This window comes from Mycolicibacterium lacusdiani (assembly GCF_021916785.1).
In the GTDB taxonomy this organism is placed as follows: Bacteria; Actinomycetota; Actinomycetes; order Mycobacteriales; family Mycobacteriaceae; genus Mycobacterium; species Mycobacterium lacusdiani.
On the sequence record NZ_JAKCFC010000006.1, the window covers coordinates 116,389 to 141,873 of the forward strand.

Sequence of the window (25,485 nt, forward strand, 5' to 3'; positions counted from 1 at the left end):
TCGCGCATGACGAAAGTCGTATTCCTGGTGTCGAAGGACCCGGTGACCGAACACGGCGGTGACGTCGAACTCGCGCGAGTGGCACTGCGTTTGGCGGCGGAGTCGTTCGACATCCGCGCCATCTGCCTGTCCGACGAGCCTCCTGGCGACTCGGTTGTCGACGTCGTCAAGGGTGGGCTCAAGCTGCGGCGCATCGTGCAGCATCCGGTGAACAAGGTGGCGCTGCTGACCGGCGCGCTCCGGCACCGGCGCAGCCTGGTGCACGTGCGCTTCGACACCGACGAACTGCTCACGGCGATCGAGGCCAGCGACGACGACGTGTTCTTCTGCGAGCACAACTACATGGCCGAATCCTTCATCCGCAGCAGGCACTTCGGCAAGAAGGGCATGGTCATCAACACGATCAACACCGAGTCGCAGGTGTGGTTGTCCACGCGTGGGATGCTCGGCAAGATCGAGGCTCCGCGGCTGCTGCGCGACGAGCTGCGGGTGGCGAAGCAGGCGAACGCGGTGGGGTGCTACGAGATCGAGGAAGCCGAGATGTACCGCGCCAACGGCGTTCCCGGCGCGCGCTTCATGGAGGTGACGCTGCCGCCGATCGAGCAGATCGACGTGTCGCAGACCGGCCGCCGGCTGGTGTTCCTGGGTGGCCGGGATTGGCCGCCGAACCAGGAGGCGTTCCTGGTCGCGCTGAGGTTGTGGCCGCGGATCTCCGAGGGCATCCCGGATGCCGAACTGGTCATCGTGGGTGCGAAGAAGACCGGGTCCACCGACCCCGTCTACCCCGCCGGGGTACGGGATCTCGGCTTCGTCGACGACCTGCCCGGATTCCTCAAGACGTGCCGGGCGTTGATGGCACCCATCAAGACCGGCGGCGGCGTGCGGGTAAAGCTGCTCGATGCTGCGAGCCAGGGCCTGCCCGTGGTCGGAAGCGGTCCGGCGGTCGGATCACTGCGCACGCTCTTCGGGATGCCGACGTTCGACGACGACGACGACTTCGTCGCCGAGTGCCGACGCATGCTGCTCGACCGTGACGCCGCCGTGAAGGTCGGCAACGATCTCTACGAGGTCAATCGGAATCACTGGGAGCAGAAGCGTCCGCAGAAGGCGGTCGAGGACCTCGTCCACGCCGGCCTCGGCCGCTGAGGGCGGCCGGGTCGGACGTCAGGTGTAGAACGCCTTCGCGCCGACCCACGGTTGCCAGGTGATGTAGCCGTGTTCGAACGTCACCCGGACGCCCCAGCCATCGCGCACCTCGTCGGACAGGGCGAGCCCGAGCCGGGGCGTCCACGCCTCGACGATGCCGCCGCCGACGGCGAACGCCCCCGTTGCGGCTGACCACCACACCCGCATGCCGGACGGCGAGTCCATGTCCTGGTATCCGTTGGCGAACGGGGTCTTCGGCACGACGCCGTACTGTCGGGCCTTGTCCGCGACGGCGTTTGGCGAGGCGATGATGCCGGTGGGGGTCTCGTACAGGGTGCTCGCGGTTCGTGCCTGTGCCCAGACCGCAGGCGTCGCGCGGTAGACCGGGCTGAGCACCTCGCCGTACGACGGCTCGGTGATGGCGCTGAACCGCTGGAACTCAGCGGTTTTCGGGATGCCGGTGGTGGCGGCGTCGGAGATGACCTTTCGGCTGGGCTTGGCGGACCAGTCGGTGCGGTACACGCCGAACACGTCCTCCGGATCGGTGCTGCCGGTGTTCCGGTCGCGGGTGGTGTGGATCATGATCGGTCCCGCGTACGGCATCTCCCGCCACTTGGTCAGCAGGTCCTGGATGAACGCGGCCTGCGTGGCGTCGTCGGCGGCGGTCATCGGTTCGCCGTACTCGGTTCCCCAAATCTTCTTCGCCGCATCGCCGTTGGCGAGCATGAGTTGACGCATCGCGATCACCTGGTTCATGGGGGAGTTGGCGATCGGGAAGCCCTCGGAGAACTTGAGCGTGTACTGGTAGGGGTGGAACGACAGTGCGTCGAACGATCCCTTCGCACCCGCGGCGTACATCTTCTGCAGGAAGGTGACGGGGTTGACGAGCCAGGTGCCCCAGTCGATGACCGAGCCCAACACGCCGCCGATGACGGTGGCGTTCGGGTCGACGTCCTTGATCTTCGGGTAGGCCGCCTTCAGCAGTTCGGTGTAGCCGGCCGGGTCGGGCGTCGGCGCGTAGAACTGAGAGCCGTTGGGTTCGTTCCAGATCTCGTAGGCCGACACCTTGCCCACGTACCGGGTCGCGACCTGCTCGCAGAAGGCGGCGTACTGCGCCGCCGAGGCGGGACGGCCGGTGATGGGCGGGGCACCCGGTGCGACGGCCCACGCCGGTGTCGAGTTGATGATCCCGAGCACCGCCATGTTCCGCTGCTGGGCGGCGTCGATCGTGCGGTCGACGTTGGTCCAGTCGAACCGGCCCTGAACCTGCTCGACCCCGGCCCAGGGAATCATCAGACGTACGGTCTTCACGCCCGCGTCGACCATCTTGTCGAAGGTCTGGGCGACCGTGGCGTCGGTGCCGAAGTAGATTTCGGGGTCGTGGAAGCCAATGGTCTTGGGCGACGGGGTGATTCGGCTCGACCCCGCGACCTCGACGATGCGGGGGTGGGGCGTCGACGGCGCCGACCAGATCCCTGCCACGGTCAGGAGTGCGATCGCCAGCGTCGCCACACTCCGGAGAACGATTCGGTGTCGCGGTCGGCGGGTGGGGCGACGCACGGATCACCTCAGGCTTCCTGGCGCAACCCGCCTCTGCGAAACCCCGTGCGAATCAACGGAGCAATGGAGAGTATGACCGGTTCGTGACGGGTTCTTCGGGCGCGGTCTGCGCGTGTCGTGAAGATTTCTGATCTTGATCTACGACGACCAGGAACACCAGCAGGATCGAGAACATCAGGGTCACCTGTTGGATGGTTGCAACCATGTGGTCGAGCTGAAGGGCCACCAGGCACACGCCGATGAAGATGCCGCCGTAGAGAGCACGGGCCCCGGAGTCGCCGCGGATGGCGCGCCCGCTCATGATGCATCCGATGGCCAACACCACGAGGAAGGCGAACCCGACGATCAGTCCGGCGCGGTAGATCGTGATCAGCGGGACGTTCGCGACGAAGTTGAGCGTGAACGCCGTGTTGCCGTCCTTGAACTCGGGCCGGCCCCAGCCAAGGCCGAACGGCCAGTGCCCCGCCATTTGACCCGGGAAGGCCCGCAGCGCGTCACCGCGTGCCGAACTGCCGACGTCGTCGGAGCTGAACGAGCTGAACAGGCGCGTACGCACGGCGGGCGTGAGCATCGCCCCCGCTGCCACGGCCCCCATGGCGCCGAGGACGAGCGCGCGGTTGCGGGCGCGCATGCCGTGGAAGAGCAGCACCAGGATGACGCCGACCAGCACGCTGAAGATCGCCGCGCGGCTCAGCGTCAGCAGGATGGCCACCGACAGGATGGTGACGACGCCCACGCGCAACGGGCCGGTCAGCAGCAGCACCCCGACGGCGAGCGCGATCGTGAGCCCGACGCCTGCCATGTTGGGGTCGACCCAGAGACCGCCGAGGCGGGCGAAGCGTTGCGCGCCCTCCTCGGTGTAGACGAACCGGCCGGTCTCGACGAGGCCGTAGCCGAAGGCGCTGAAGGCCTTGATGAACCTGTGCGTCGGGTCGGCGGCGACGACGACGATGCCGAAGAGGCCGTTGAGCGTCGCAAAGTAGACGTAGATGCGGCCGAACTTCGCCAGCACGTCACGGGGGAACCTCAGCAAAGCCACCACGGTCAGCGTGGCAACTGACCATTTGATGAATTCTCCGACGTCGACGACAGTTCGCCCGGTGAAGATCAATGACACGCCGGAGACGAGCACGAAAACGATTAGGGCCTTTTCCAAGGGGTGAAAGACCGCGGGGCCGCCACGGTGGACGATCGCCGCCAACACCACCCCGCCCGCAAAGGGCAGGTACATGGGCAGATGGATGCCGGGGAAGTAGCCGAAAGGCATGAAGCCCAGGGCCGCAGCAAGCCCCCAGGCGAGCCACTGGGGGTGCCGGATGCCCACGTAGACGCCGATCGCGGCAGCAGCGAGCCCGCCCACGGCAAGCATCGCCTTGGTCCCACCGCTGATCGCCAGAGCTGCAACGATCGGCACCGCGACTACAATGGCTATGCCCGTCAACAGTTCTGAATGCGACTGCACCGGCCATCTCACGGAATCAATAGTCGACGTTGTGTTCGCTGAATGCAACTAGACGTGACGAGCCGGTGGTGTGCTTTATGCCGCCTCTGCGGCTATGGTGAGCGGGTTGCGGCAAACTACTAAGGGAATGGAGATCCCGTTGGCGATCGGGGATTATCTACGGGCCTTTCGGCGGTTCTGGTGGCTCGTCCTGGTCGCCGTCCTCGTCGGGGCAGGCGTCGGCTACGCCACCACGCTGTTCAGTACTCCCGAGTACCAGTCGACCGCACGGCTGTTCGTCACGACGCAGAGCGGTACCTCCGTCGGCGACGCCTACCAGAACAACCTATTCTCGCAGGAGCGCGTCGTTTCCTACGCGGGCCTGGCCACCAGTGAGCAGGTCGCGGCTCGTGCCGTCGATCAGCTGAAGATGCCGATCAGCCCCGAGGCGCTGCGCTCCAAGATCACCGCGACGCCGCTGCCGAAGACCGTGCTGCTCGACATCTCGGTCACCGACGCGGACCCGGGGCTCGCGCAAACGTACGCCAACGCCGTCGCCGACCAGCTGGTGCAGCTCGTCAGCGAACTCGAGACCTCGCGCCGCGGCGGCACGCCCGCTGCCGGAGCGATCCTCCTCGACGACGCGAACTACCCGACCGAAGTGGCGGGCATGTCTTTGCTGACGCTCATCGGACTCGGCGCTGCCGGCGGTCTGGTCGTCGGACTCCTCCTCGCCACGCTCCTCGGTGCCACCGACTCCCGGCTGCGTGCCCGCGACAACGTCGACGCGATCGCCCCGTCTCGGACGCTTGGCAACCTGGTCGACGATCCACGCCGCGCCGACGTGCCCGTGACGAACCTTCAGGCGGGCGGTCTGGCCGCCGAGCGGCTACGGGAGCTGCGGACCAACCTGCAGTTCGCGCGCACCCCGGCAGGCAGGCGCCCTCAGGTCATCGCCGTCACCAGCCCGTCGCACGGCGACGGCAGGTCCACCACCGCGATCGACCTCGCCGCCACCTTCGCCGAGTCGGGCCGGTCGGTGCTGCTGGTCGAGGGCGACATGCTCAACCCCACGCTGGTCACCACCCTGGGGCTGTCCGACGACGACCGGTCCCGCGCCGCTCAGCGCGGCCTCGGCACGGCCCTCGCCGGTGACCACGACGTGGCCGCCGCGGTGATCGCATCACCCGGTGGAGCACCGTTCGCGCTGCTGCCCGCCGGACCCTCGCCGGCCTCGCGCCGCCAGCTGTGGGGTGACGAGAACGCCGCGCGGCTGATCGACGAACTGCGCGATGCCTACGACTACGTCGTGATCGACACCCCGCCGCTGACCACGGTCTCCGACGGCGCTGCCGTCGCTGCGATCGGTGACGGTGCCATCGTGCTGGCCCGCATCGGACACACCAAGACCAAGCCGCTGCGCACCGCGCTGCACGTGCTCGAGGCCGCGAACGCCGCGCTGCTCGGCACCGTCGTCACGTGCGAGCCCGGCCACAAGCGCGAGTTGTCGAAGCCGGCCTCTGATGCTCCGCGGAACCTGGTGTCGCCCAAGCCCGATCGTCAGCAGCCCGCGGCCGATGCGCCCAGCCCGCGGGGGAACGGCGACGCCGCCACCGAGACGTTCAGCCAGCCCGGGGCCAGCAATCAGGCGGGGGTGCACCGGGTGTCCGGTGCCAAACGCGAAGGCAGGTGACCTCGTGTCCCGGCGAATCCTGACCACGGCCGTCGTCGCACTGACGGTGGCCGCGGGCTGCGCACCCGTCACCCGCGAGGCCTCCCCGCCGCCGGCGGAGCAGACGCCGAAAGTGAAGACGTTCGAGCCCGCGTTCGGTGGCGCCGTCGAACTCGGGGCCCCCGATCTGACCGACGACGGGCCCGGATCCCTGGTGTCGGTCGAGGTGATGCACGGCAGCGAGGAACTCGAGGACGCGAACGCGACCTACGCGCGCGTGGTGTACCGATCCACCTCCGGCATCGACGACAGCCCGACCGAGGTGTCCGGCGTCGTGGCCATCCCGCCGGGAACGCCGCCCAAGGGCGGCTGGCCGGTGATCTCGTTCGGTCACGGCACCACCGGCGTGCTGGAGAAGTGCGCGCCCAGCCGCTTTCCGACGCTGCCCGGCAACGGCTTCATGATGCAGGCGATGATCCTCAACGGCTTCGCCGTGACGATGACCGACTACCAGGGCCTCGGCGTGGCGGGTTACTACCATCCGTTCCTCGACTCGAAGACGTTCGGCAACAACATGATCGACGCCGTGCGTGCGGCCCGCCGCGTGGGCGCCGACCTCAGCACGCAGTGGGTCGCGTTCGGTCACTCCCTCGGCGGCATGGCCGCGTGGGCTGCCGCCGACCGTGCTGGCGTCTACGGCCAGGGCCTCGATCTGATGGGCACGCTGTCGATGGCACCCGCCGCCGACATGGCAGGCATGGCCGACTCGGCGTGGAACGGGACGTTGACGGCCGACCAACGCGTGGCCATGGTGTTCGTGCTGCAGACGCTCAAGTGGTCGCACCCCGAACTCGACCTCGACCGGTACCGCCGCGGCTACACCGCTGCCAACTGGGATGCGCTGCTGGACTGCCTCCCGCCGGACATCGACGACATCCTGCGGGTGCGGTCGAAGATGCAGAACTCCGATCTGCGTCCAGAGACCCCGGCCGACCGTGACCGGTTGCGGGACCTGTTGGCGCAGATGGCCCTGCCGCAGAACAAGTTGACGACGCCGATGATGGTCGTCTACGGCACCCAGGACACGCTCGTCGACGTCGCGTGGTTCGAGCAGGCCGTGTCGCGGGCATGCGCGCAGGGCGATCACATCCAGATCGAGAAGAGCATCGGCCAGGGGCACAGCGACCTCGACAGCACCTACGGGCTCCCGTGGCTGCGCGACCGGCTCACCGGCCAGGACATCCCCAACTCCTGCACGGGTCAGGCGTGAAGTCACCCGTCGGCGTCCCGCGCATTCGCGACTACCTGCGAATGCTGGCCCGCGGGTGGGTCGTGATCGTGTGCGCGACACTGCTGTCCGCCGGTGCGGGCATCCTCGTCGCGCGCTACCTGCAGGAACCCGAGTACGTCGCCACCAGTCGGGTCTTCGCGGTGGTGCCCGGCGACGCCCAGACGCACGCCGCCTACGAGGGCAACCGTGGCGCGAGCGTCCGCATCCAGACCTACGCGCAGTTGGCCACGTCGACGATCGTGACGCAGCGGACCATCGACGAACTCGGGCTCACCGAGACTCCCGAGGAACTGGCCGAGCACATCACCACCACGTCGACCCCGGACACCCTGTCGCGCTTCTCGTATCCGCTGTCGGTGCTGCTCGACGTCAAGGTCAGCGGTGACGACCCCGACCGGACCGTCGACGTCGCCAATGCCGTGACGCGCAACCTCATCGCGGCCTCGGAGGAACTCGAGTGGGACGAGTCCGAATCCGGGCCCGGGCTGGTACTCGTCGACGAGGCGAAGACGGCGCCACGGGTGACCGAGTCACTGCTCTCGGCCGCAGGCGTCGGTGCGGCCTGGGGTCTGGCGCTCAGCGCGCTCGCCCTGCTTGCGGTGGGCGCGTTCAGCGACCGCGTCCTCAACCGGGATCAGATCGAGTACGTGGCGGGGGACTCGGCGATCGAAGAGGCCACGCCGTGACGATCATCAGGTCATCGGCCGTCGTCGTCGCCGCCGTGGCGCTGTGCGCCTCGCTGGTGAGCGGATGCACCGAGGCCGCCGCCCCGCCGCCGCCTCCACCACGGTCGGAGGGTCCGAGCATGTCCGGCGTACCCGTGGCAGGCGACTTCGGTGGCTCAGGTGGCGGCACGCTCGAGAAGGCCACGACGTTGCCGACCGTCGACCGGCGCATCCTCAAGGTCTCCTCGCTCGCCGCCCGCGTGGAGTACGAGTCGAAGTCGGGCATCGACGGCAGCCGCCAGGTGGTCTCCGGCTCGGTCTTCGTGCCCAAGGGTCAACCGCCGCCAGGTGGCTGGCCGATCATCGCCATGGGCCACGGCACCACCGGCATCCAGCACGACTGCGGCCCCTCGCTGTGGCCCAATCTGCTCGGCGCATCGGAAGCCGTTGCCACGCTCATCAATTCCGGCTTCCTGGTCACGCTGCCCGACTACCAGGGCCTGGGGATGTACGACACCTACCACCCGTACCTGGACTCGACGACCGTCGGCTACAACATGATCGACGCGGTACGCGCCGCCAGGAAGCTGGTGCCCGACGCCTCGAGCCGGTGGCTGGCCTTCGGTTCGTCGCAGGGCGGCCAAGCGGCATGGGCCGCCAACGAACTCTCGGGCAGTTACGGTGCCGGCCTCGACCTGGTCGGGTCGGCCAGCGTCGCACCGGCCGCCAACGTCGTGGGTCTCGCGGACTCCGCGGCGGCAGGCGTGCTCACACCCGAGCAGGCCTCGGCGCTGCAGTGGGTGCTGGTGGCGCTCAAGGAGGAACACCCCGACCTCGACCTAGACGACTACCGTCGCGGCGTGGTCGCAGAGAAGTGGGACGTGCTGTCCGCCTGCGTCGGTCCGCTCGTCGCCGAGCGCACCGCGGTCACCCTGCAGGTGACTCCCGACGATCTGCGACCCTCCAGCGAGGAAGCCACCAACCGGCTCCGGGAGTACCTGGCCGAGATGAGCCTGCCGAAGGTCAAGGCCAACGCCCCCATGCTGGTCCTGTTCGGTGACATGGACAAGGTCGTTGCACCCCAGTGGACCGTCGACGCCGTGCGGCGGGCATGCGAGATGGGCAACGTCATGGAGGCGTACTCCGCACCGGGACGCGGCCACGACGACATCGACGGCGCCGTCGCCCTCGGGTGGGTGAACCAGCGCTTCGCGAACGTCGCGCCCAACGACTCCTGCACTGCTCCCGATGGACCGGTGCTGCCGCTGAGTCCGAAGCAGTGGTACGAGCAGTGACGGCGGGCGCCCCCGGGCCCGGTGCCCGGTGACGCGTCGGAGCGTCCTGCTGATCGCGGTGCCGCTGCTGCTGGTGATCGTGGTCGCCGTCGCCGCGATCCTGCTCGTGGGGCGCAGCGGCGGGAAGGGCACGGACACAACGGCAGTGAGTGCCCCGGAACCGATCAGCACGGCCGACCTCACCGACGCCGGGCCGGGCTCCCTGGTGAGCGCCGTGAAGATGCCGGACTTCGACCGCACCAACTTCGGCCGGTCGATTCGCTCCGCGCGGGTGCTGTACCGCTCCACCTCGGGTGACGACGGCGCGCCGACGGTGGTGTCGGGCACCGTGTTCACCCCGATCGACCCGCCACCGCCCGGCGGGTGGCCGATCGTGTCGTTCGGCCACGGGACGCTCGGCTGGCAGGAGCGGTGCGGCCCATCCCTGTCCACCACGCTGCTGGGTCAGGTCGACGCCGTGCAGGGGTTCATCAACCGTGGCTACGCGGTCGCGATGGCCGACTACCAGGGCCTCGGCGCGCCCGGCGTCCACCCGTACAGCGACGCGAAGACCGCGGGGCTGAACATGATCGACGCCGTCCGCGCACTGCGCCGCACGTTCGACGGCGTGTCCGATCGCTGGGCCGCCATGGGCGGATCCCAGGGCGGGGGAGCGGCGTGGGCCGCCGACGAACAGGCCGCCGTCTACGCACCGGAGCTGAATCTGGTCGGAGCCGTTGGCCTCTCACCGGCAGCCGACGTCGCCGGGCTCGTCGACAAGGCCGTCGCGGGAACGCTGACCGTAGACCAGGGCCCGGTGCTGCAGGGCATCCTGTACTCGCTGGCCCGCCTGCACCCCGACCTCGACCTCGACGAATACCGGCACGGTGCGGCCGTCCGCTACTGGGACGTCCTCTCGTCGTGTGGTGGTCCCGACGTCCACGACCGCACCGACGCCATGAAGGCGCTGGGCCCGAACGACTTCAAGCCCAGTTCCGACGCGGCGGCAGACCGGCTCCGCGGCTATCTCACCGCCTGGGCGCTCCCGCAACGCCCACTGTCCGCGCCGCTCTACGTCGAATTCGGGTCCGACGACACCTTCATCGACCCCGCGTGGACGCGGGCCGCGATAGCGAGCGCGTGCGCGCTCGGCGGGGTGGTCGACTGGCGCGAGGATCCGCTCGCCGGTCACGGCGACGTGGACTGGGCGAACGGACTGACATGGCTCGACGATCGATTCGAGGGAAGGCCGGTGGCCAATGAATGCGCGTAGGAACCCCGACGGCGACGGCCCGCTCCGGCAGCGGCTGCTGATCCAGGCCAAGTGCATCGTCAAGCGCCGCATCGCCAAACCCGGGGTGCCGGTGGACCCACCCGCGGCGCCCTACCTCGTGGTGCCGATCCTTGGGCAGTCCAACGCATTCGGGATGGGTCTGCCGCTGGACCCCGATGGCCTCGACCGCCCGCACCCCGCGGTGCACCAGTGGGCGATGTCCGGTCCGTCGAAGGGCACGGCGGTCATCGGCGTCGACCCGCTGTTCCATGAGATTCCCTCTCGCCGAGTCGGTTTCGGCGTCACGTTCGCCAAGCGACTGGCCGACGAGACCGGCCGCGCGGTGCTCCTCGTTCCCGGCGCCCGCGGGGACACCTCGTTCACGCCGAAGAACTGGTACACCTGGGACGTCGACGACACCAAGACCCGGGTCAACCTGTACCGGAAGGGCGTGGCCGCCATCGACGCGGCCCTGGCCCGCTACCCCGGTAGCGAGGTCGCGACGATCCTGTGGCACCAGGGCGAGACCGACGTTCCCCTGATGGCACCGTCGACGTATCGCGAGAAGTTGGATCGACTGATCGGCGACCTGCGCTCGAGGTACGGCGCCGGGACACCCGTGCTGCTCGGCCAGATGGTCGCCGAGGAGATGGAACGCAGCGGCAAGCCGTACGCCGGCATCGACGCCGTGCACCAGGACACCCCGAACCGGCACCCGCGCACCGCGTTCGTGCCTGGGCCGCGCGGCGCGATCAACAGCGACGAGGACCGGCACTACAACGCCGCCGGGCTGCGCGAACTCGGCGAACGCATGTGGACCGCCTACCGGACCCTGTGCGCGGACGACCTGGCCCGCTACCGGGCCGTCGGCGTCGGGGAAGGCCGGTAGATGCGCGCTCGCGCGCTGTTCGCCTGCATCGCCGCGGTGTCATTGCTCGCAACCGGCTGCGGCGACGACGCCCCGGACCGGTCGTCGACGCCCCCGACCGGCCTCGAGCTGCCCGGGCAGTTCGGTGGCACCGAAGCCGGTTCGCTGCTCTCGGCGACCACCATGCCGACCCTCGACCGCCGTCTCAGCGCTGCCTCCTCGGTCGCGGCCAGGATCACCTACCTGTCGACGTCGGGCATCGACGGAAGCATCCAGGAGGTGACCGGGACGGTCTTCGCCCCAGGTGGCACCGCCCCCGAGGGAGGCTGGCCCGTCATCGCCTACGGGCACCCGACCACCGGCACGCGCCCGGAGTGCGCACCCTCGCTCGACCCCATGCTGCTTGGCATGTCCCAGACGGTGACGGGCCTGGTGAAGGCGGGCTACGTGGTCGCGGTGTCCGACTATCAGGGCCTGGGCACGGACGACACGTACCACCCCTACCTCGACGCCACGACCGAGGGGCAGAACCTCATCGACTCGGTAAGGGCCGCCCGCAAGCTCGTGCCCGACGCCTCCACCAGGTGGGCGGCATTCGGTGGATCGCAGGGTGGGCAGGCCGCGTGGGCGGCCAACGAACTGGCAGGCGGCTACGCCCCCGAGCTGCAGCTGGTCGGAACGGCCAGCTACTCCGCGCCGTTGGCGATCGACGGGTTCGTCGATGCCGCCGTCGATGGCACGCTGACCTCGGAGCAACGGCTTGCGTGGTTGCAGGTCCTCAATGCTCTCGCGGCGGAGTCGCCCGACTTCCCGTTGGACGACTACCGACGCGGCGTCGCGAAGGACGAGTGGGACGTCCTCATGGCCTGCAAGGGACTTCCGACCGTGGAGCGGGATCGGCTAGCGAACGAGGTAACCAGCGATGACCTCCGCCCGTCAGATCCTCAAGCTGCAGAAGCACTGCGGCTGCGTCTTCAGGCCATGTCTCTTCCGCGGGTTCCAGCTACCGCACCGATCCTCATCGTCTATGGTGGTCAGGATCAACTGGTGCCGCCCGTGTGGACTGATCGAGCCCTCGACGAGGCATGTCGGATGGGGGACGTCATTCAAATCGAATTGCAGCCCGACAGAGGCCACGCCGACGTGGACGGCGGATCTGCCTTTCCATGGATCAACCAGCGGTTTGCTGGTGAATCGGCGCGCAACGATTGCCCTGCGTTCATCGGGCCGGTCGAGCCGACGGTAGTGCTCGAAGCGCCGCAATGACTGCAAACGCCACCCGCTACGCCGTCGCCACGGAACGGCCCGTCCCCGGCAAACGGCGGATCATCGGTCTCGACGGTGCCCGTGGGCTGTCGTGCCTCGGCGTCGCGATCATGCACATCAGCGCCCACTACTCACCGGACACCGCCTCGACGTACAAGACCAACCTGTTCGGCATGGGGCTGATCTTCTTCTACGTTCTGAGCGGGTTCCTGCTCTTCCTGCCCTACGTCCGCAGTCTCGTCGCCGACCGCGCCACCGCCGCGCTGCCGAGCACCAAGAACTTCGCCATCCACCGGATCGCCCGAGTCATGCCGGGTTATCTCGCGATCTTCCTGCTGGTGAACTACGTATTCAGCGTCGCCTACGTCGAGAACGCCGCGATGCAGCCGCCGCGCAGCGATTCGGGCACCGGCACGATCACCGACCCGTGGCAGCTGATCGCGAACCTCACCCTCGTGCACTCCTACCTGCCGCAGTACTTCCAGACCGGGTTGAACCCGTCGTGGTCGTTGACCCTGGAGTTCGCCTTCTACGCGTCGCTGCCCGTACTCGGCGTGCTGCTGTTCGCACTTCGCAAGCGCACGTCGATGCAGCCGTACCGCATCGCCCTGGTCGCGCCGCTGCTGCTGATCGCCGTCGGCTTCGCGGGCAAGCTCGCAGTGCCCCTGCTGATGGCGCGCTTCGACGTTACCGATCCGCTGCTGGTCGACTGGGGGTCGAACTGGGTGGCGGTGTTCCTGCGCAGCTTCGTCGCCAGCGCCGACAACTTCGCGTTCGGCATGCTGGCCGCCGTCGTCGTGGTGGCCATCGAGCGCGGCGCGCTACGGGAATCGCTGAGCAGGCGGGTGCTAGCGGCCTCCTGGACCGCCATCGTCCCCGCTTGCGTGGTGTGCGCCGGCCTGCTGGGCGCTGGCGGCGTCTTCGCGCTCTTCGGCGTGAGTGCCGTCGCGGTGCTCGCCGCGCTGGCGATCCTGGTGATCGTCGTGCCGCTGATGCGCGGGGAGAAGTCCGCGATCGCGAACCTGCTGGAGACGCCGCCCTTCCGATTCGTCGGTAAGGTTTCCTTGTCGGCGTATCTGTGGCACTTTCCGGTGATGCTCCTGCTCGGTCGTTGGGGCCTGATGGGCAGTGACAGCCTCGGCGGGATGCTCTACAACGTGGCGATCGGGCTGTGCGTGACCCTGTTGGTCTCGACCGTCACCTATTACGCCGTCGAACAGCCAATCGTCAACTGGGCGAGGCGATACCGGTACGGAATGGGATGATGCGCAAGACGCTGCGGACGGTCACCGTCGCACTGACCGCAGCGGTCGCCATCGTCGCAGTCGGCCTCTCACTTCCCGTGTCGTGGAACGTGGCGACCGACTTCATCGGCACGCTCTCGCGTTCCGGGGCGCAGACGGTGCCGATCGCCAACGCCGACCTCTCCGGGACCGGGCCCGGCTCCCTGGTGAGCGCGGTGACGATGCCAGGGCTCGCCGCCAGTCCCGAGGGTCTGCGCCAGCAGTCCGCGCGCGTCGTCTACCGATCCACCTCCGGCGACGACGGATCCTCGACCGTCGTGTCCGGTGCGGTGTTCGTCCCGCTCGGACCACCGCCCGACGGCGGCTGGCCGGTCGTGGCGTTCGGTCACGGCACCACCGGCATCGACGAACCGTGCGGACCGTCGGCGTCGCCGAACCTGATGGGCACCGCAGGCGTGGTCGCGGGGCTGACCGGCAAGGGCTTCGCCGTCGTCATGCCCGACTACGAGGGGCTCGGTGCGCCGGGCGTGCACCCGTACACCGACGCGAAGACGGCAGGGCTCAACCTCATCGACGCCATACGGGCCCTGCGCCACACCTTCGGCAACGTCTCGACCCGCTGGGCGGCGCTCGGCCATTCGCAAGGCGGTGGCGCAGCCTGGGCCGCCGACGAACAGGCCAAGCCGTACGCGCCAGAACTCGATCTCGTCGGCGCGGTCGCGCTCGCACCCGCCGCCGACGTCACCGGGTTCGTCGACAAGGTGCAGGCGGGCACCCTGACCCAGGACCAGCGGTTGGCGTTCACGCTGCTGGTCGAGTCGCTGGCGCGCAGGTTCCCCGACGTCAACCGCGACGACTACCGGCGAGGCGCGGTGGCGCAGTCGTGGGACGTCCTCACCGCGTGTTCGGGCCCCCTGGTCGAGCAGCGGCCTGCGGCCTCGGCGAACCTGGCGCCCCAGGACGTCAAGCCGGCGACGCCGGAGGCCGCGGACCGGCTGCGGGGGCACCTGGCTCGGTGGGCGCTGCCGCAGGAACCGCTGTCGGCACCGATGTACGTGGTGTACGGCGGTGCAGACACGCTCATCGACCCGCAGTGGACCACCGACGCGATAGCGCGGGCGTGCGCGCTGGGCGGAAACGTGGAGTGGGAACTGCAGCGGGGCAAGGGCCACGGCGACATCGACTTCGCCCGGGCGCTGTCATGGATCCTCGAACGCTTCGCGGGCAGGCCGGCGACCAACGATTGCCGCTGATCGAGCCATGTCGTGGCGAAGGAGGTGGTTGACGGCGGTCCAGGCGTCAGTCCTGGTCGTCGCCGTGATCGCCGTCGACGTCGCGGTGAGCGGCTTCCTGGTGTTCGCCAACGCCAGGACGGACGACCTACGGCAGGCGGACGCGATCATCGTGCTCGGCGGTGAGCACGACGGGCGGGAGGACTACGGCATCTCGCTCGCGCGCGAGGGCTGGGCGCCCACCGTCGTCATCTCCAACCCCTACGACGACTGGGACCCGGTGATGAAGCGGGTGTGCCGTCCCGCCGCCGACGTCGAGGTGATCTGCGCCCGGCCCGACCCGCTGACCACGCGCGGCGAGGCGGTCTTGATGCAGCGGTTGGCACTCGAGCGGAATTGGTCGACAATCATCGTGGTCAGCTGGCGGTATCACCTACCGCGGGCTCGCCTGGTCTTCGATCAGTGTTTCTCCGACCGCCCCGGCTCCTCGGTCATGGTGGCGGTACCGCGGCGCTATCGTTATTCCCTATTCCGGTGGGAGTTCGTCTTCGCATACCAATGGGCTGGACTCGCGAAGGCTTTAGCGCAAGGCGAATGTTCCTGAACTGGGGTTTCCCTGAATGTGTAGCGTAGTCTGGCAAACAGTGTCATAGTGTTATCGAACTTAGGCCGGAGATGAAAAGCATTAGCTGCCAGCAAACAGGAGGTGTGGCGATCAGTGTCGGTAGCTGAAGAGGTTTTCACTCCCGCCCAGACGCCGTTTCGCGGAGTCGCCCCGGCGAATGGTCCGCAGTGGCAGCAGCGATACGTCCGCGCCCTGATCGCCACCGACGTCGTCGTCGTCGCCCTCGCACTCGTATGCGCCCAGACGGTCAAGCTGGGACGCCCCATCACCGCTGGTGACCCGGCGTCGGTCTACTTCCTGATGCTGTCCTGCTTCGTGGGCGCCATCTGGCTCACGTTGCTCGCCGCGTACCGCACCCGCTCGCCCCGAATCGTTGGCGCGGGCGTCGAGGAATACCGCCGGGTGGTGTCGGCGACGCTGGCCACCATCGGCTTCATCGCGGTTGCGCTGATGATCTTCCGGCCCGAGTACGCGCGCGGGTACCTCGCCGTCGCGTTCCCGCTGGGCCTGGCGGGACTCGTCGTCGGTCGCAATCTCTGCAGGCTCTACCTCGCCAGGCAGCGCAGGCGCGGACGTTGCGTGGTCAACGTGCTCGCCGTCGGCGACGCCCGTGCCGTGCGCAGCCTGGTCCAGTCGCTGACCCGAGGCTGGGGCTATGGGTACCTCGTCGTGGGCGTGTGCCTGACGGGGCGCAGCAGCGGCGGCACGATCGACGTCCCCGAGGTGGGCACGCTGCCCGTGCTCGGCGACGAGGGCAAGGTGCACGACGCCATCCTGAAGACCAACGCCGACACCGTAGCGCTGACCACCACCGACCACCTCGGCCCAGAAGGCGTCCGCGAACTGTCGTGGGACCTGCACAAACTCGGTGTCGACCTCGTCGTCACCCCCGGCGTGGTCGACGTCGCAGGCCCGCGCCTGACGATGCGCCCGGTCGCCGGCCTGCCGCTCATCCACGTCGAGAAGCCGCAGTACAGCGGCACGAAGAAGATCCAGAAGCTGGCCTTCGACTACTTCGTCTCGATCAGCGTGCTCATCGGCGCACTGCCGGTGATGCTGGCCTCGGCTATCGCGATCAAGCTCACCAGCCGCGGCCCGGTCTTCTACCGGTCCGAGCGCATCGGCCTCGACGGCAATCCCTTCCAGATGATCAAGTTCCGGACCATGGTCGAAGGCGCCGACAAGCAGGTCGACAGCCTCAAGGACGTCAACGACAGCGTCGGCGGCGTCTTGTTCAAGGTCAAGAACGATCCGAGGGTGACCGCGGTCGGCAGGTTGCTGCGGAAGTACAGCATCGACGAGCTGCCGCAGTTCTTCAACGTTCTCCGACGGGACATGAGCGTCGTGGGCCCGCGCCCGCCGCTGCGCCGCGAGGTCGACACGTACAACGATCAGGTCCGCCGTCGACTGCTGGTCCTACCGGGCATCACAGGCCTGTGGCAGGTCAGTGGCCGGTCCGATCTGTCGTGGGAGGACTCGGTCCGCCTGGACCTCTCCTACGTCGAGAACTGGTCCATCACCAATGACCTCCTGATCGCGGTGAAGACCGTCCGCACGGTTGCCACCGGCTCAGGCGCGTACTAGCAGCAAACTCACGGGGAGTTGATCTCCGGTGTAGTGACGGCCGTCACAATGGGGCGCCGCAAATGGTTTCGAGTCGATGTTCGCGGGGGACTCGACGCTCCCATTGCTGGTGTCCCTAGGCTGCTGACATGGTCGATGACGTCACCCGCGAACCGCTCGACGGGAACACCCTGCACGAGGCCGTAATCGCCGAGGACTCCGAGTGGCGCCGCCTCGACGTGGTGGAGGAGACCGGCTCGACGAACGCCGACCTCATCTCGCGCGCCGCTGCCGGCGAAGACGTGGCAGGTGCGGTCCTCATCGCCGAGAACCAAGTCGCCGGACGCGGTCGCAACGGCCGCGTCTGGTCCGGGGTGCCTCGCGCCCAGGTGACGATGTCTATGAGCATCCCGACCGCAGGCTTGCCTGCAGCGACGTGGGGCTGGGTTCCGCTGGTGACGGGCTTGGCAGTCGTCGACGCCGTCTGGGACGTGGCCGGGGTTCGAGCGGGACTAAAGTGGCCCAACGACGTCCTCGCAGGTCCGGAATCCGGCAAGTTGGCGGGCATCCTCGCGGAGGTGTCGGTCCCGGCGGGCGTGATCGTCGTCGGCGTCGGGGTGAACGTGTCGCTGCGGCAGGAGGAACTGCCCCACCCCGGCGCCACCTCGCTGCTGGCACTGGGCGCCGCCGACGCCGACCGGACCGCCCTCGTCGCGGCAATGCTGCGGCAGATGGCGCGCCGCGTCGACGCACTACGGCAGGCGGGGGGAGTGGACCCCGACCTGGTCGACGAGTACGTGGAACGCAGCCTGACCGTGGGCCGCCGGGTGCGCGCCACGCTGCCCGGTGACCGCGAGGTGGTGGGTCACGCGCTCGGCGTCGACGAGCAGGGGCGCTTGCGCATCGACACCGGCGGCACCGGGACGGCGAGCGACGTCGTGGTCGTATCGGCCGGAGACATCGTGCATCTTCGGCCCGTCTAGCCAGATGTGCTGGGTACAGTGCCAGCGTGGGTTACCCGGACAACGTGCTCGCGGCCGACGAACGCGTCGTGCTGCATCGTCACCCGCACTGGAAGCGACTGATCGGCCCGGTCCTGGTGCTCCTGCTGACGACGGCCCTTGCGGCCTTCGGTGCGGCCGTCGTGAACACCACCGGCTGGGATCAGACCGCCAAGAACATCGTGATGCTCGTCATCGGGGTCATCTGGCTGATCGTCATCGGATGGCTGACGGTGTGGCCGTTCATGGCCTGGCGCACCACGCACTTCGTGATCACCGATCGCCGCGTGATGTTCCGGCACGGCGTGATGACGCGGGCGGGCATCGACATCCCGTTGGCGCGGATCAACAGCGTCGAGTTCCGGCACGGGTTGACCGACCGGATGCTGCGCACCGGCACGCTGATCATCGAGTCCGCGGCGCAAGATCCGCTCGAGTTCCACGACATCCCTCGCGTGGAACACGTGCACTCACTGCTGTATCACGAAGTCTTCGACACCCTCGGTTCCGAGGAATCGCCCAGCTGACCGTTGCGCGTCGGCTTCTGCGTCGGACGGCGCAGGGGTGTCACGGTGTCGCCGGTCGCCCCGTCGGTGGTGGAATGGCTCTCGATGCGGTCCTCGAGGATTTCGGCGATGCCGCCTGCGGTGACCGTCGCCTCGATGACCTTGTCGGGGCTGCGGCCGAACTCGTCGGGGAACACCCAGCGCCGGAACGCCCAGAACCGGAAGCCCATCTGCAGCAGGTTTCCGATGATGTAGGCCGAGACGAAGTCGGCGATGTTCTCGATGGTCAGCGACACTTCGGGAACGCGCAGACCCAGCACGTAGCTGGAGAAGTACAGCGGCGCCATGCTCAGCACCACGCCGACGCCGCTGACGCCGAAGAACAGCAGCGCCTCGTGGTGGCGCTCGCGTCCGCCGCGGTCGCGGAAGCTCCATTCGCGGTTCAGGATGTACGACGCGATCACCGCGACGATGCCTGCGATGATCTTCGCGGTCACCGGCTTCGGCTCGAGAATCGTCAACTTGAGCGTGAAGAAGATCGCGGAGTCGATGACGAACGTCGTCGCGCCGACGATGGCGAACTTGATGAGTTCGTGATGCCGTTCGGCGTAGGGCCGGATCACGCGGGGCAACCGCGCGATGGTGGCGTCAGCGAAGGACATAAGACGCGAGTGTACGGAAATTGGGTGCCAGACCCATACCCGTGCAGGTCGCGGCCGGTCCAGGCGGGGCCAGCGGGCGTGACACCATATGCACCGTGAGCGCACCTCCCGTCGTCGCCATGATCGGTGGCGGCCAACTGGCCAGAATGACCCATCAGGCCGCGATCGCCCTCGGTCAGACGCTGCGCGTCCTGGCCGCCGCACCCGGCGACCCCGCAGCTCAGGTCAGTCCCGACGTCGTGATCGGTGCCCACACCGACCTCGACGCACTGCGACGGGTGGCGGCAGGGGCGTCGGCGCTGACGTTCGACCACGAGCACGTCCCCACCGAGCTGCTCGACACGCTGGTGGCCGAGGGCGTCACGGTGGCGCCACCGCCGCAGGCCCTCGTCCACGCCCAGGACAAGCTGGTGATGCGCCGGAAGCTGGAGGTCCTCGGGGCGCCGATCCCTCGGTTCGCAGAGATCACCGACGCCGATCAGATCGACGACTTCGCCGCGCGGATCGGCGGGCCGATCGTGGTGAAGACCGCCCGCGGCGGCTACGACGGCAGGGGCGTGACGCTGGCCCGCGACGTTGCCCACGCCCGGGAGACGGCACGCCGGTACCTGGCCGACGGCACGGCCGTGCTGGTCGAGGAGCGGGTCGACATGCGCCGCGAACTGTCCGCGCTCGTCGCCCGCTCGCCCTTCGGGCAGGGTGCGGCGTGGCCGGTGGTGCAGACCGTGCAGCGCGACGGCATCTGCGTCGAGGTCATCGCGCCTGCACCCGCGCTGGATCCCGAGCTCGGATCGGCCGCCGAAGAACTCGGGCTGAGGCTCGCCGGTGAACTCGGCGTGATCGGCGTACTGGCGGTCGAACTGTTCGAGACGGTCGACGGTCGCCTGCTGGTCAACGAACTCGCGATGCGTCCGCACAACTCGGGCCATTGGACGATGGACGGTGCTCGCACCAGCCAGTTCGAACAGCACCTGCGCGCGGTGCTCGACTACCCGCTGGGCGCGACGAGCCCGATCGCCCCCGTCACGGTGATGGGGAACGTGCTCGGTGCGCCAGAGGCGCCGACGATGACGATGGACGAGCGGCTGCACCACCTGTTCGCGCGGATGCCGGATGCGAAGGTGCACCTGTACGGCAAGTCGGAACGGCCGGGACGCAAGATCGGTCACGTCAACGTGATCGGTGCGGCCGACGGCTCGCTCGACGACGCCGACTACGTGGCAGGCGTGCGCGAGCGCGCAACGAGGGCGGCGCACTGGCTGTCGCACGCCGAGTGGACGGACGGATGGGACGAACATGACGGCTGACGAGCGCTTGCGCGAGGAACCGACTGCTGGGGCCGCACTGTCGGCACGGGTCGGCGTGATCATGGGCAGCGACAGCGACTGGTCGGTCATGGAGGACGCGGTGCTCGCGCTTGCCGAGTTCGAGGTGCGGTTCGAGGTCGGCGTCGTTTCGGCGCATCGCACACCCGGCCGGATGCTGGACTACGCGCGCACCGCGGCGAGCCGCGGTATCGAGGTGATCATCGCGGGCGCGGGCGGCGCGGCTCATCTGCCGGGCATGGTCGCCTCGGCCACACCGCTTCCGGTGATCGGCGTCCCTGTGCCGCTGGCGCGGTTGGACGGGCTGGACTCGTTGCTGTCGATCGTGCAGATGCCCGCGGGCGTGCCGGTGGCCACCGTGTCGATCGGTGGGGCCAGGAACGCGGGACTGCTCGCGGTGCGCATCCTCGCCTCCGCGGATCCCACCCTGCGGGCCAGGATGGAACGCTTCCAGGCCGACCTCGAGGCGATGGTGCTCCGCAAGGACGCCGCGCTGCGAGACCGACTGCTCGGCGACGCGTCCGGGCAGGGTAAAGTTACCGGCGAGTAGCAAGGAGCAGATTTCATGGCGATCGGTAACCCGTCGTTCGACGTTTTCAAGCTGTCCGACGAGCACGAGGAGTTGCGCTCGGTCCTGCGCGATCTGTGCGAGAAGGAGATCGCGCCGTACGCGGCCGACGTCGACGAGAAGGCGCGATACACCGACGAGGCGCTGAAGGCGCTCAACTCGTCGGGTTTCTCCGCCATCCACATCCCCGAGGAGTACGGCGGCCAGGGCGGCGACTCGATCACCGCCTGCATCGTGATCGAAGAGGTCGCGCGCGTCTGTGCGTCGTCCTCGCTGATCCCGATCTGCAACAAGCTCGGCACGATGGGCATGCTGCTGCGTGGGTCCGAGGACATCAAGAAGCAGGTGCTGCCGTCGATCGGCGCAGGCGAGGCCACCGCCTCCTACGCGCTGAGCGAGCGTGAGGCCGGTAGCGACGCGGCCGCGATGCGAACCCGCGCGAAGGCCGACGGCGACGGCTGGGTGCTCAACGGATCCAAGTGCTGGATCTCCAACGGCGGCAAGTCGACCTGGTACACCGTGATGGCCGTGACCGATCCCGACAAGGGTGCCAACGGCATCTCGGCGTTCGTGGTGCACGCCGACGATCCGGGCTTCAGCGTCGGTCCCAAGGAACGCAAGATGGGCATCAAGGGCTCGCCGACCACCGACCTGTACTTCGAGGACTGCCGCATTCCGGGTGACCGGATCATCGGCGACCCCGGCACGGGCTTCAAGACCGCGCTGGCCACGCTGGACCACACCCGCCCGACGATCGGCGCGCAGGCCGTCGGTATCGCGCAAGGTGCGCTGGACGCGGCGATCGCGTACACCAAGGAGCGCAAGCAGTTCGGCAAGTCGATCAGCGACTTCCAGAACACCCAGTTCATGCTCGCCGACATGGCGATGAAGATCGAGGCTGCGCGGCTGATGGTCTACAGCGCGGCGGCGCGCGCCGAGCGCGGCGAGCCAAATCTCGGGTTCATCTCGTCGGCGTCGAAGTGCTTCGCGTCCGACGTCGCGATGGAAGTCACGACCAACGCCGTGCAGCTCTTCGGCGGCTACGGCTACACGGTCGACTTTCCGGTCGAGCGCTACATGCGCGACGCCAAGATCACCCAGATCTACGAAGGCACCAACCAGATTCAGCGCGTCGTGATGTCGCGCGCGCTGCTCAAGTAGTCGACAGGTCCCTGCTGATCTTCTCGGTCACCCTGCGCCGCTCCTGAGCGGCGGGGTCCGGGTTGGTCACCTGCACCAGCGACGCTCCGGCGCGGAACACCGCCAGCAGGTTGTCGACGACGGCCTCGGCGGTGTCCCACCCCGCGGTCGACAGCACCCGGTCGCCTGCGGTCAAACCCCTTGCGGCGGCTGAGGACTCGGCTGCGACCAGCACGTCGGCGGGGCTGCGTCCGGCCAGTGCGGCGCCCGGTGCGCGCTCAGGGGAGATCTGGTCGCCGTGCACGCGGACCGACGTGGCGTAGTCGGTGACGCCGAGCGGTAGGCCGGCGGCCGGCTTGCCGAACGGGTCGAGCGACAGCGCCACCACCTCGCCCATCGGCACCACCGCGGTGTCCGCCTCGTCGAGGCGGTCGACCGTCGTGCACGCCAGGTCGCAGTCACCCTGCCAATCAGACTGTCCGACGACGACTTCGGCGCCGATGTACCAGATGCCGAGCAGGACGCCTGCGGTCTGCCAGTGTGCGGGCAGCAACACGGCCACCCGGCTGCCCGGGCCGATGCCCAGTTCGTCGCGCAGCAGGTTGCCGGTCTTGGCGGCCCAGTTGGCCAGCGTCACCGCCGACAATTCGATGCGCTCGCCGGTCGCGTCGTCGTAGTAGGTGATGGCCGGTGCGGTGGGGCTGGTGCGCAACCGGTCGTCCAGTAGCGCCGCGCTGACGGTGGTCAATTGACGCAGGCGGGGTCGTCCGAGCCGGCAGTGAGGATCGGCGAGATGAGCGGTGCCCCTTCGGTGTCGACTGCCGCCGGATCGACGGTGTCGCCGGTGTCGAGCCCGATCGTCGACGGGTCCTCGTTGCCGAGGCCCGAACCCGGACCGGTGTAGTCGGCGCCGAGCACCACCCGCACCGTGCCTGCGGGAAGCGAGGGTTCGACCACGATCGGGAGGTTGCCGAGTTCCCTGGCGATCGCCTGCGCGCCGAGATCGTCGGGCTTGAGCGCCTGCACCTGGCTGCGCTCGACGTGGGCCGACTCGTTGTTGCCGACGGCGCCCTCGGTGAAGCCCTTCTGCGACAACACCTGTGAGACGGACGCGGCGAGGCCGTTGATGTCGGTGTCGTTGGCGACGTCGGCGATGGTCTTGTCCGGGGAGTACGCCAGCTGCTCGGTCTTGCCCTCGTCCTGGTCCTGCAGCAGGCCCTCGACCCAGTCGTTGACTGCAGTGGGGTCGACGCGCACCACGCTCTGCATGCCGTCGTCGCTCCACCCGTCCTCCTGGAGAACGGGAATGGTGGCGAAGGCGACGTTTCCGGCCGCGAGGTTCTGCAGCTGCTCGATGAAGTCCATGATGTCCCAGCCATCTGACAGCACCACCGACCGCTGGACCGCGGCCTGCAGCCGGTTCAGCGTGGCGGGGCTCGACAGTGTCTTGCTCGAGATCACCTGGTGAGCAAGGGAAGCCATGACCGCCTGCTGGCGGGTCACGCGGTCGAGGTCGCCGCGCGGCAGGTTGTGCCGCTGCCGGACGAAGCTCAGCGCCTGCGGGCCGTCGAGTTTCTGCCAGCCGGCGGGAAAGTCGGCGCCCGAGAGTTCCTCGTAAACCGGCTCCTTGAGGCACACGTCCACGCCGCCGAGCGCGTCGGTGATGAGCGAGAAGCCGAGCAGGCCGATCTCGGCGTAATGGTCGACCGTGACGCCCGTCAGATCGGCGACGGTCTGGATGAGTGCCTCGCGGCCCTTCTCGACCGCCTTGGGCTCGGCCGTCGCCGGATCCTCGCCGTCGATCTCGACGAGCTGCTTCATCTCCTCGAGCTTCACCGCACCGAAGACGCCGTTGATCTTGGTCTTGCCGAATCCGGGTGCCGCCACGTACGAGTCGCGGGGGATCGAGATGGCCGTCGCCGACTTACCGTTGTTCGGGATGCGCACCAGGATGATCGTGTCGGTGTTGGTCGCGACGTCGTCGCCCGCGCGCAGGGTCGCGAGTTCCTCGGCCGACAGCGGGTTGCCGTGCGCGTCGGTGCGGCTGTCCATGCCGACGAGCAGCACGTCGATCGCGCCGTCCTCGCCGCCGCCGCCGAGCGCCTCGGCACTGATGTGGTTGATGCCCTCTTCGAACGACCGGATCTTGCCCCACGCCAGCCCCGTGCCGACGACGACCACGAGCGCCGAGATCACGGCGATGCTGCGGGCGAGGTGAGCGGGCATCAGCCCAGGCTACTGGCGAGAAGCCCTCGAACCGGGTAGCGCGAGTCGGCGTGCCAGACTCTTCAACCATGTCGCAGCGATTGGTGATCACCGGCGCCGGCGGGCTCCTGGGAACGGTTCTCGCTGCTCACGCACGCCGTGCCGGCCGCGAGGTGCTCGCGTTGACGTCCGCGCAGTGTGACGTCACCGACGCCGCTGCCCCCGCGCGTCACGTCGGGCCGTCCGACGTCGTGATCAACTGCGCGGCCTTCACCAAGGTCGACGACGCCGAGCGCGAGGCCGACCGGGCCCACGCCGTGAACGCGACGGGCGCCGGCAACGTCGCCCGGGCGTGCGCCGAAGCCGGTGCCCGAATGATCCACGTGTCGACCGACTACGTGTTCGACGGCGACTTCGGCGGCAGCGAGCCCCGCCCCTACGACGTGGACGACGAGACCAACCCGCTGTCGGTGTACGGCAGGTCGAAGCTCGCTGGCGAGCGCGCCGTGCTTGCCGAATTGCCCACCGCGCACGTGGTCCGCACCGCGTGGATCTACGAGGGTGGCGACGGCGGCGACTTCGTGGCGGAGATGCGCCGCAAGGCCGCCGACGGTGCGACGGTCGACGTGGTCGCCGACCAAATCGGGTCGCCCACGTACGTCGGCGATCTGGTGGGAGCACTGCTCCAGGTCGCCGACGGCGGCGTGTCGGGTCCCGTCCTGCACGCCGTCAACGACGGGCCGGCCAGCCGATTCGACCAGGCGCGGGCGGTCTACGAACTCGTCGGCGCGGACCCGGAGAAGGTCCGGCCAGTCGGGAGCGATCGGCATCCCCGACCCGCGCCCCGTCCGCCCTACTCCTCGCTGAGTCCGCGGCGGTCGACCGATGCCGGGCTGACGCCCTTGCGGCCGTGGCGGGATGCCCTGGTCGCCGCCCTCGGCGCCGGCTGACTCGTATT

General features: G+C 68.7%; 23 protein-coding genes. 18 read left to right on the forward strand and 5 right to left on the reverse strand.

Translation table 11 applies throughout. The features are described from left to right. The first annotated feature begins 6 nt into the window (after nt 1-6). Nucleotides 7-1,146, forward strand: a complete 1,140-nt coding sequence (locus tag LOK44_RS18915) for a glycosyltransferase (protein ID WP_237571653.1) — start codon at nt 7-9, stop codon at nt 1,144-1,146. Between the two features lie 18 nt (nt 1,147-1,164). Here the strand turns inward: LOK44_RS18915 and LOK44_RS18920 are convergent, their stop codons facing one another. Together LOK44_RS18920 and LOK44_RS18925 are read right to left on the reverse strand one after the other, a co-directional pair. Further along, on the reverse strand, nt 1,165-2,658 hold the full coding sequence (locus LOK44_RS18920) for a cellulase family glycosylhydrolase (RefSeq protein WP_237571654.1): 1,494 nt from the start codon (nt 2,656-2,658) through the stop codon (nt 1,165-1,167). A gap of 100 nt (nt 2,659-2,758) precedes the next feature. Continuing rightward, entirely contained in the window at nt 2,759-4,120 is a 1,362-nt protein-coding gene (locus LOK44_RS18925; RefSeq protein WP_237571655.1) for an O-antigen ligase domain-containing protein, read from the reverse strand. Between the two features lie 187 nt (nt 4,121-4,307). Here LOK44_RS18925 and LOK44_RS18930 point away from each other — a divergent pair, with 187 nt between their 5' ends. The 13 genes from LOK44_RS18930 (at nt 4,308) to LOK44_RS18990 (ending at nt 18,648) form a co-directional block, all read left to right on the forward strand. Then, a complete protein-coding gene (locus LOK44_RS18930; protein ID WP_237571656.1) occupies nt 4,308-5,840 on the forward strand; it encodes a tyrosine-protein kinase domain-containing protein in 1,533 nt (510 codons plus the stop codon). Between the two features lie 4 nt (nt 5,841-5,844). Beyond that, entirely contained in the window at nt 5,845-7,089 is a 1,245-nt protein-coding gene (locus tag LOK44_RS29995; RefSeq protein ID WP_237571657.1) for an alpha/beta fold hydrolase, read from the forward strand. Further along, entirely contained in the window at nt 7,086-7,796 is a 711-nt protein-coding gene (locus tag LOK44_RS18940) for a YveK family protein (protein WP_237571658.1), read from the forward strand. Before LOK44_RS29995 ends, LOK44_RS18940 begins: the two co-directional genes overlap by 4 nt. Continuing rightward, nucleotides 7,793-9,070 (forward strand): lipase family protein, encoded by a 1,278-nt coding sequence (locus tag LOK44_RS18945; RefSeq protein WP_237571659.1) that lies wholly within the window; start codon nt 7,793-7,795, stop codon nt 9,068-9,070. The genes LOK44_RS18940 and LOK44_RS18945 overlap by 4 nt, the downstream gene beginning before the upstream one ends. A 28-nt stretch (nt 9,071-9,098) precedes the next feature. Next, nucleotides 9,099-10,322 (forward strand): lipase family protein, encoded by a 1,224-nt coding sequence (locus LOK44_RS18950; RefSeq protein WP_237571660.1) that lies wholly within the window; start codon nt 9,099-9,101, stop codon nt 10,320-10,322. Then, the gene (locus LOK44_RS18955; protein WP_237571661.1) at nt 10,309-11,211 is read left to right on the forward strand and encodes a sialate O-acetylesterase; all 903 of its coding nucleotides are present in this window, start codon (nt 10,309-10,311) and stop codon (nt 11,209-11,211) included. The genes LOK44_RS18950 and LOK44_RS18955 overlap by 14 nt, the downstream gene beginning before the upstream one ends. Further along, the gene (locus LOK44_RS18960) at nt 11,212-12,456 is read left to right on the forward strand and encodes a lipase family protein (RefSeq protein ID WP_237571662.1); all 1,245 of its coding nucleotides are present in this window, start codon (nt 11,212-11,214) and stop codon (nt 12,454-12,456) included. Beyond that, on the forward strand, nt 12,453-13,721 hold the full coding sequence (locus LOK44_RS18965; RefSeq protein ID WP_237571663.1) for an acyltransferase family protein: 1,269 nt from the start codon (nt 12,453-12,455) through the stop codon (nt 13,719-13,721). Before LOK44_RS18960 ends, LOK44_RS18965 begins: the two co-directional genes overlap by 4 nt. After that, entirely contained in the window at nt 13,721-14,953 is a 1,233-nt protein-coding gene (locus tag LOK44_RS18970; RefSeq protein ID WP_237571664.1) for a lipase family protein, read from the forward strand. The genes LOK44_RS18965 and LOK44_RS18970 overlap by 1 nt, the downstream gene beginning before the upstream one ends. 28 nt (nt 14,954-14,981) lie before the next feature. Beyond that, nucleotides 14,982-15,536 (forward strand): YdcF family protein, encoded by a 555-nt coding sequence (locus LOK44_RS18975; protein ID WP_308192767.1) that lies wholly within the window; start codon nt 14,982-14,984, stop codon nt 15,534-15,536. Nucleotides 15,537-15,650: 114 nt separating this feature from the next. Then, nucleotides 15,651-17,141 (forward strand): sugar transferase, encoded by a 1,491-nt coding sequence (locus tag LOK44_RS18980; protein ID WP_237571666.1) that lies wholly within the window; start codon nt 15,651-15,653, stop codon nt 17,139-17,141. Between the two features lie 128 nt (nt 17,142-17,269). Next, nucleotides 17,270-18,103: a biotin--[acetyl-CoA-carboxylase] ligase gene (locus LOK44_RS18985; RefSeq protein WP_237571667.1), complete on the forward strand. Its 834-nt coding sequence runs from the start codon at nt 17,270-17,272 to the stop codon at nt 18,101-18,103. 26 nt (nt 18,104-18,129) lie between these two features. Beyond that, nucleotides 18,130-18,648, forward strand: coding sequence for a PH domain-containing protein (locus tag LOK44_RS18990; RefSeq protein WP_237571668.1), 519 nt, complete (start codon nt 18,130-18,132; stop codon nt 18,646-18,648). Here LOK44_RS18990 and LOK44_RS18995 read toward each other — a convergent pair. Beyond that, entirely contained in the window at nt 18,603-19,289 is a 687-nt protein-coding gene (locus LOK44_RS18995) for a GtrA family protein (protein ID WP_237571669.1), read from the reverse strand. The two genes, LOK44_RS18990 and LOK44_RS18995, sit on opposite strands and share 46 nt — an antisense overlap. A 119-nt stretch (nt 19,290-19,408) precedes the next feature. Here LOK44_RS18995 and LOK44_RS19000 point away from each other — a divergent pair, with 119 nt between their 5' ends. The 3 genes from LOK44_RS19000 to LOK44_RS19010 are packed head-to-tail and all read left to right on the forward strand — an operon-like array spanning nt 19,409 to nt 22,343. Further along, a complete protein-coding gene (locus tag LOK44_RS19000; protein WP_237571834.1) occupies nt 19,409-20,596 on the forward strand; it encodes a 5-(carboxyamino)imidazole ribonucleotide synthase in 1,188 nt (395 codons plus the stop codon). After that, nucleotides 20,586-21,164 (forward strand): 5-(carboxyamino)imidazole ribonucleotide mutase, encoded by a 579-nt coding sequence (gene purE / locus LOK44_RS19005; RefSeq protein ID WP_237571670.1) that lies wholly within the window; start codon nt 20,586-20,588, stop codon nt 21,162-21,164. The genes LOK44_RS19000 and purE overlap by 11 nt, the downstream gene beginning before the upstream one ends. A gap of 15 nt (nt 21,165-21,179) precedes the next feature. Then, complete coding sequence (locus LOK44_RS19010; RefSeq protein ID WP_237571671.1) at nt 21,180-22,343, forward strand: acyl-CoA dehydrogenase; 1,164 nt, start codon at nt 21,180-21,182, stop codon at nt 22,341-22,343. Here LOK44_RS19010 and LOK44_RS19015 read toward each other — a convergent pair. Both LOK44_RS19015 and LOK44_RS19020 read right to left on the reverse strand, forming a co-directional pair. After that, complete coding sequence (locus LOK44_RS19015; RefSeq protein ID WP_237571672.1) at nt 22,336-23,070, reverse strand: TIGR03089 family protein; 735 nt, start codon at nt 23,068-23,070, stop codon at nt 22,336-22,338. The two genes, LOK44_RS19010 and LOK44_RS19015, sit on opposite strands and share 8 nt — an antisense overlap. Then, nucleotides 23,067-24,548, reverse strand: a complete 1,482-nt coding sequence (locus LOK44_RS19020; protein ID WP_163918674.1) for an LCP family protein — start codon at nt 24,546-24,548, stop codon at nt 23,067-23,069. Before LOK44_RS19020 ends, LOK44_RS19015 begins: the two co-directional genes overlap by 4 nt. Before the next feature lie 68 nt (nt 24,549-24,616). On the opposite strand from LOK44_RS19020, the gene rfbD reads away from it, so the two are divergent. Further along, nucleotides 24,617-25,477, forward strand: a complete 861-nt coding sequence (rfbD, locus tag LOK44_RS19025; protein WP_237571673.1) for a dTDP-4-dehydrorhamnose reductase — start codon at nt 24,617-24,619, stop codon at nt 25,475-25,477. The last annotated feature ends 8 nt before the right edge of the window (nt 25,478-25,485 follow it).

Bases quoted from the DNA above. Each gene is read 5' to 3' on its own strand.
- LOK44_RS19010 (WP_237571671.1), top strand. From the start codon at position 21,180: ATGGCGATCGGTAACCCGTCGTTCGACGTTTTCAAGCTGTCCGACGAG.
- LOK44_RS18970 (WP_237571664.1), top strand. From the start codon at position 13,721: ATGCGCAAGACGCTGCGGACGGTCACCGTCGCACTGACCGCAGCGGTC.
- purE (WP_237571670.1), top strand. From the start codon at position 20,586: ATGACGGCTGACGAGCGCTTGCGCGAGGAACCGACTGCTGGGGCCGCA.
- LOK44_RS19000 (WP_237571834.1), top strand. From the start codon at position 19,409: ATGATCGGTGGCGGCCAACTGGCCAGAATGACCCATCAGGCCGCGATC.
- LOK44_RS18965 (WP_237571663.1), top strand. From the start codon at position 12,453: ATGACTGCAAACGCCACCCGCTACGCCGTCGCCACGGAACGGCCCGTC.
- LOK44_RS18955 (WP_237571661.1), top strand. From the start codon at position 10,309: ATGAATGCGCGTAGGAACCCCGACGGCGACGGCCCGCTCCGGCAGCGG.
- LOK44_RS18985 (WP_237571667.1), top strand. From the start codon at position 17,270: ATGGTCGATGACGTCACCCGCGAACCGCTCGACGGGAACACCCTGCAC.
- LOK44_RS18915 (WP_237571653.1), top strand. From the start codon at position 7: ATGACGAAAGTCGTATTCCTGGTGTCGAAGGACCCGGTGACCGAACAC.
- LOK44_RS19020 (WP_163918674.1), bottom strand. From the start codon at position 24,548: ATGCCCGCTCACCTCGCCCGCAGCATCGCCGTGATCTCGGCGCTCGTG.
- rfbD (WP_237571673.1), top strand. From the start codon at position 24,617: ATGTCGCAGCGATTGGTGATCACCGGCGCCGGCGGGCTCCTGGGAACG.
- LOK44_RS18960 (WP_237571662.1), top strand. From the start codon at position 11,212: ATGCGCGCTCGCGCGCTGTTCGCCTGCATCGCCGCGGTGTCATTGCTC.
- LOK44_RS18995 (WP_237571669.1), bottom strand. From the start codon at position 19,289: ATGTCCTTCGCTGACGCCACCATCGCGCGGTTGCCCCGCGTGATCCGG.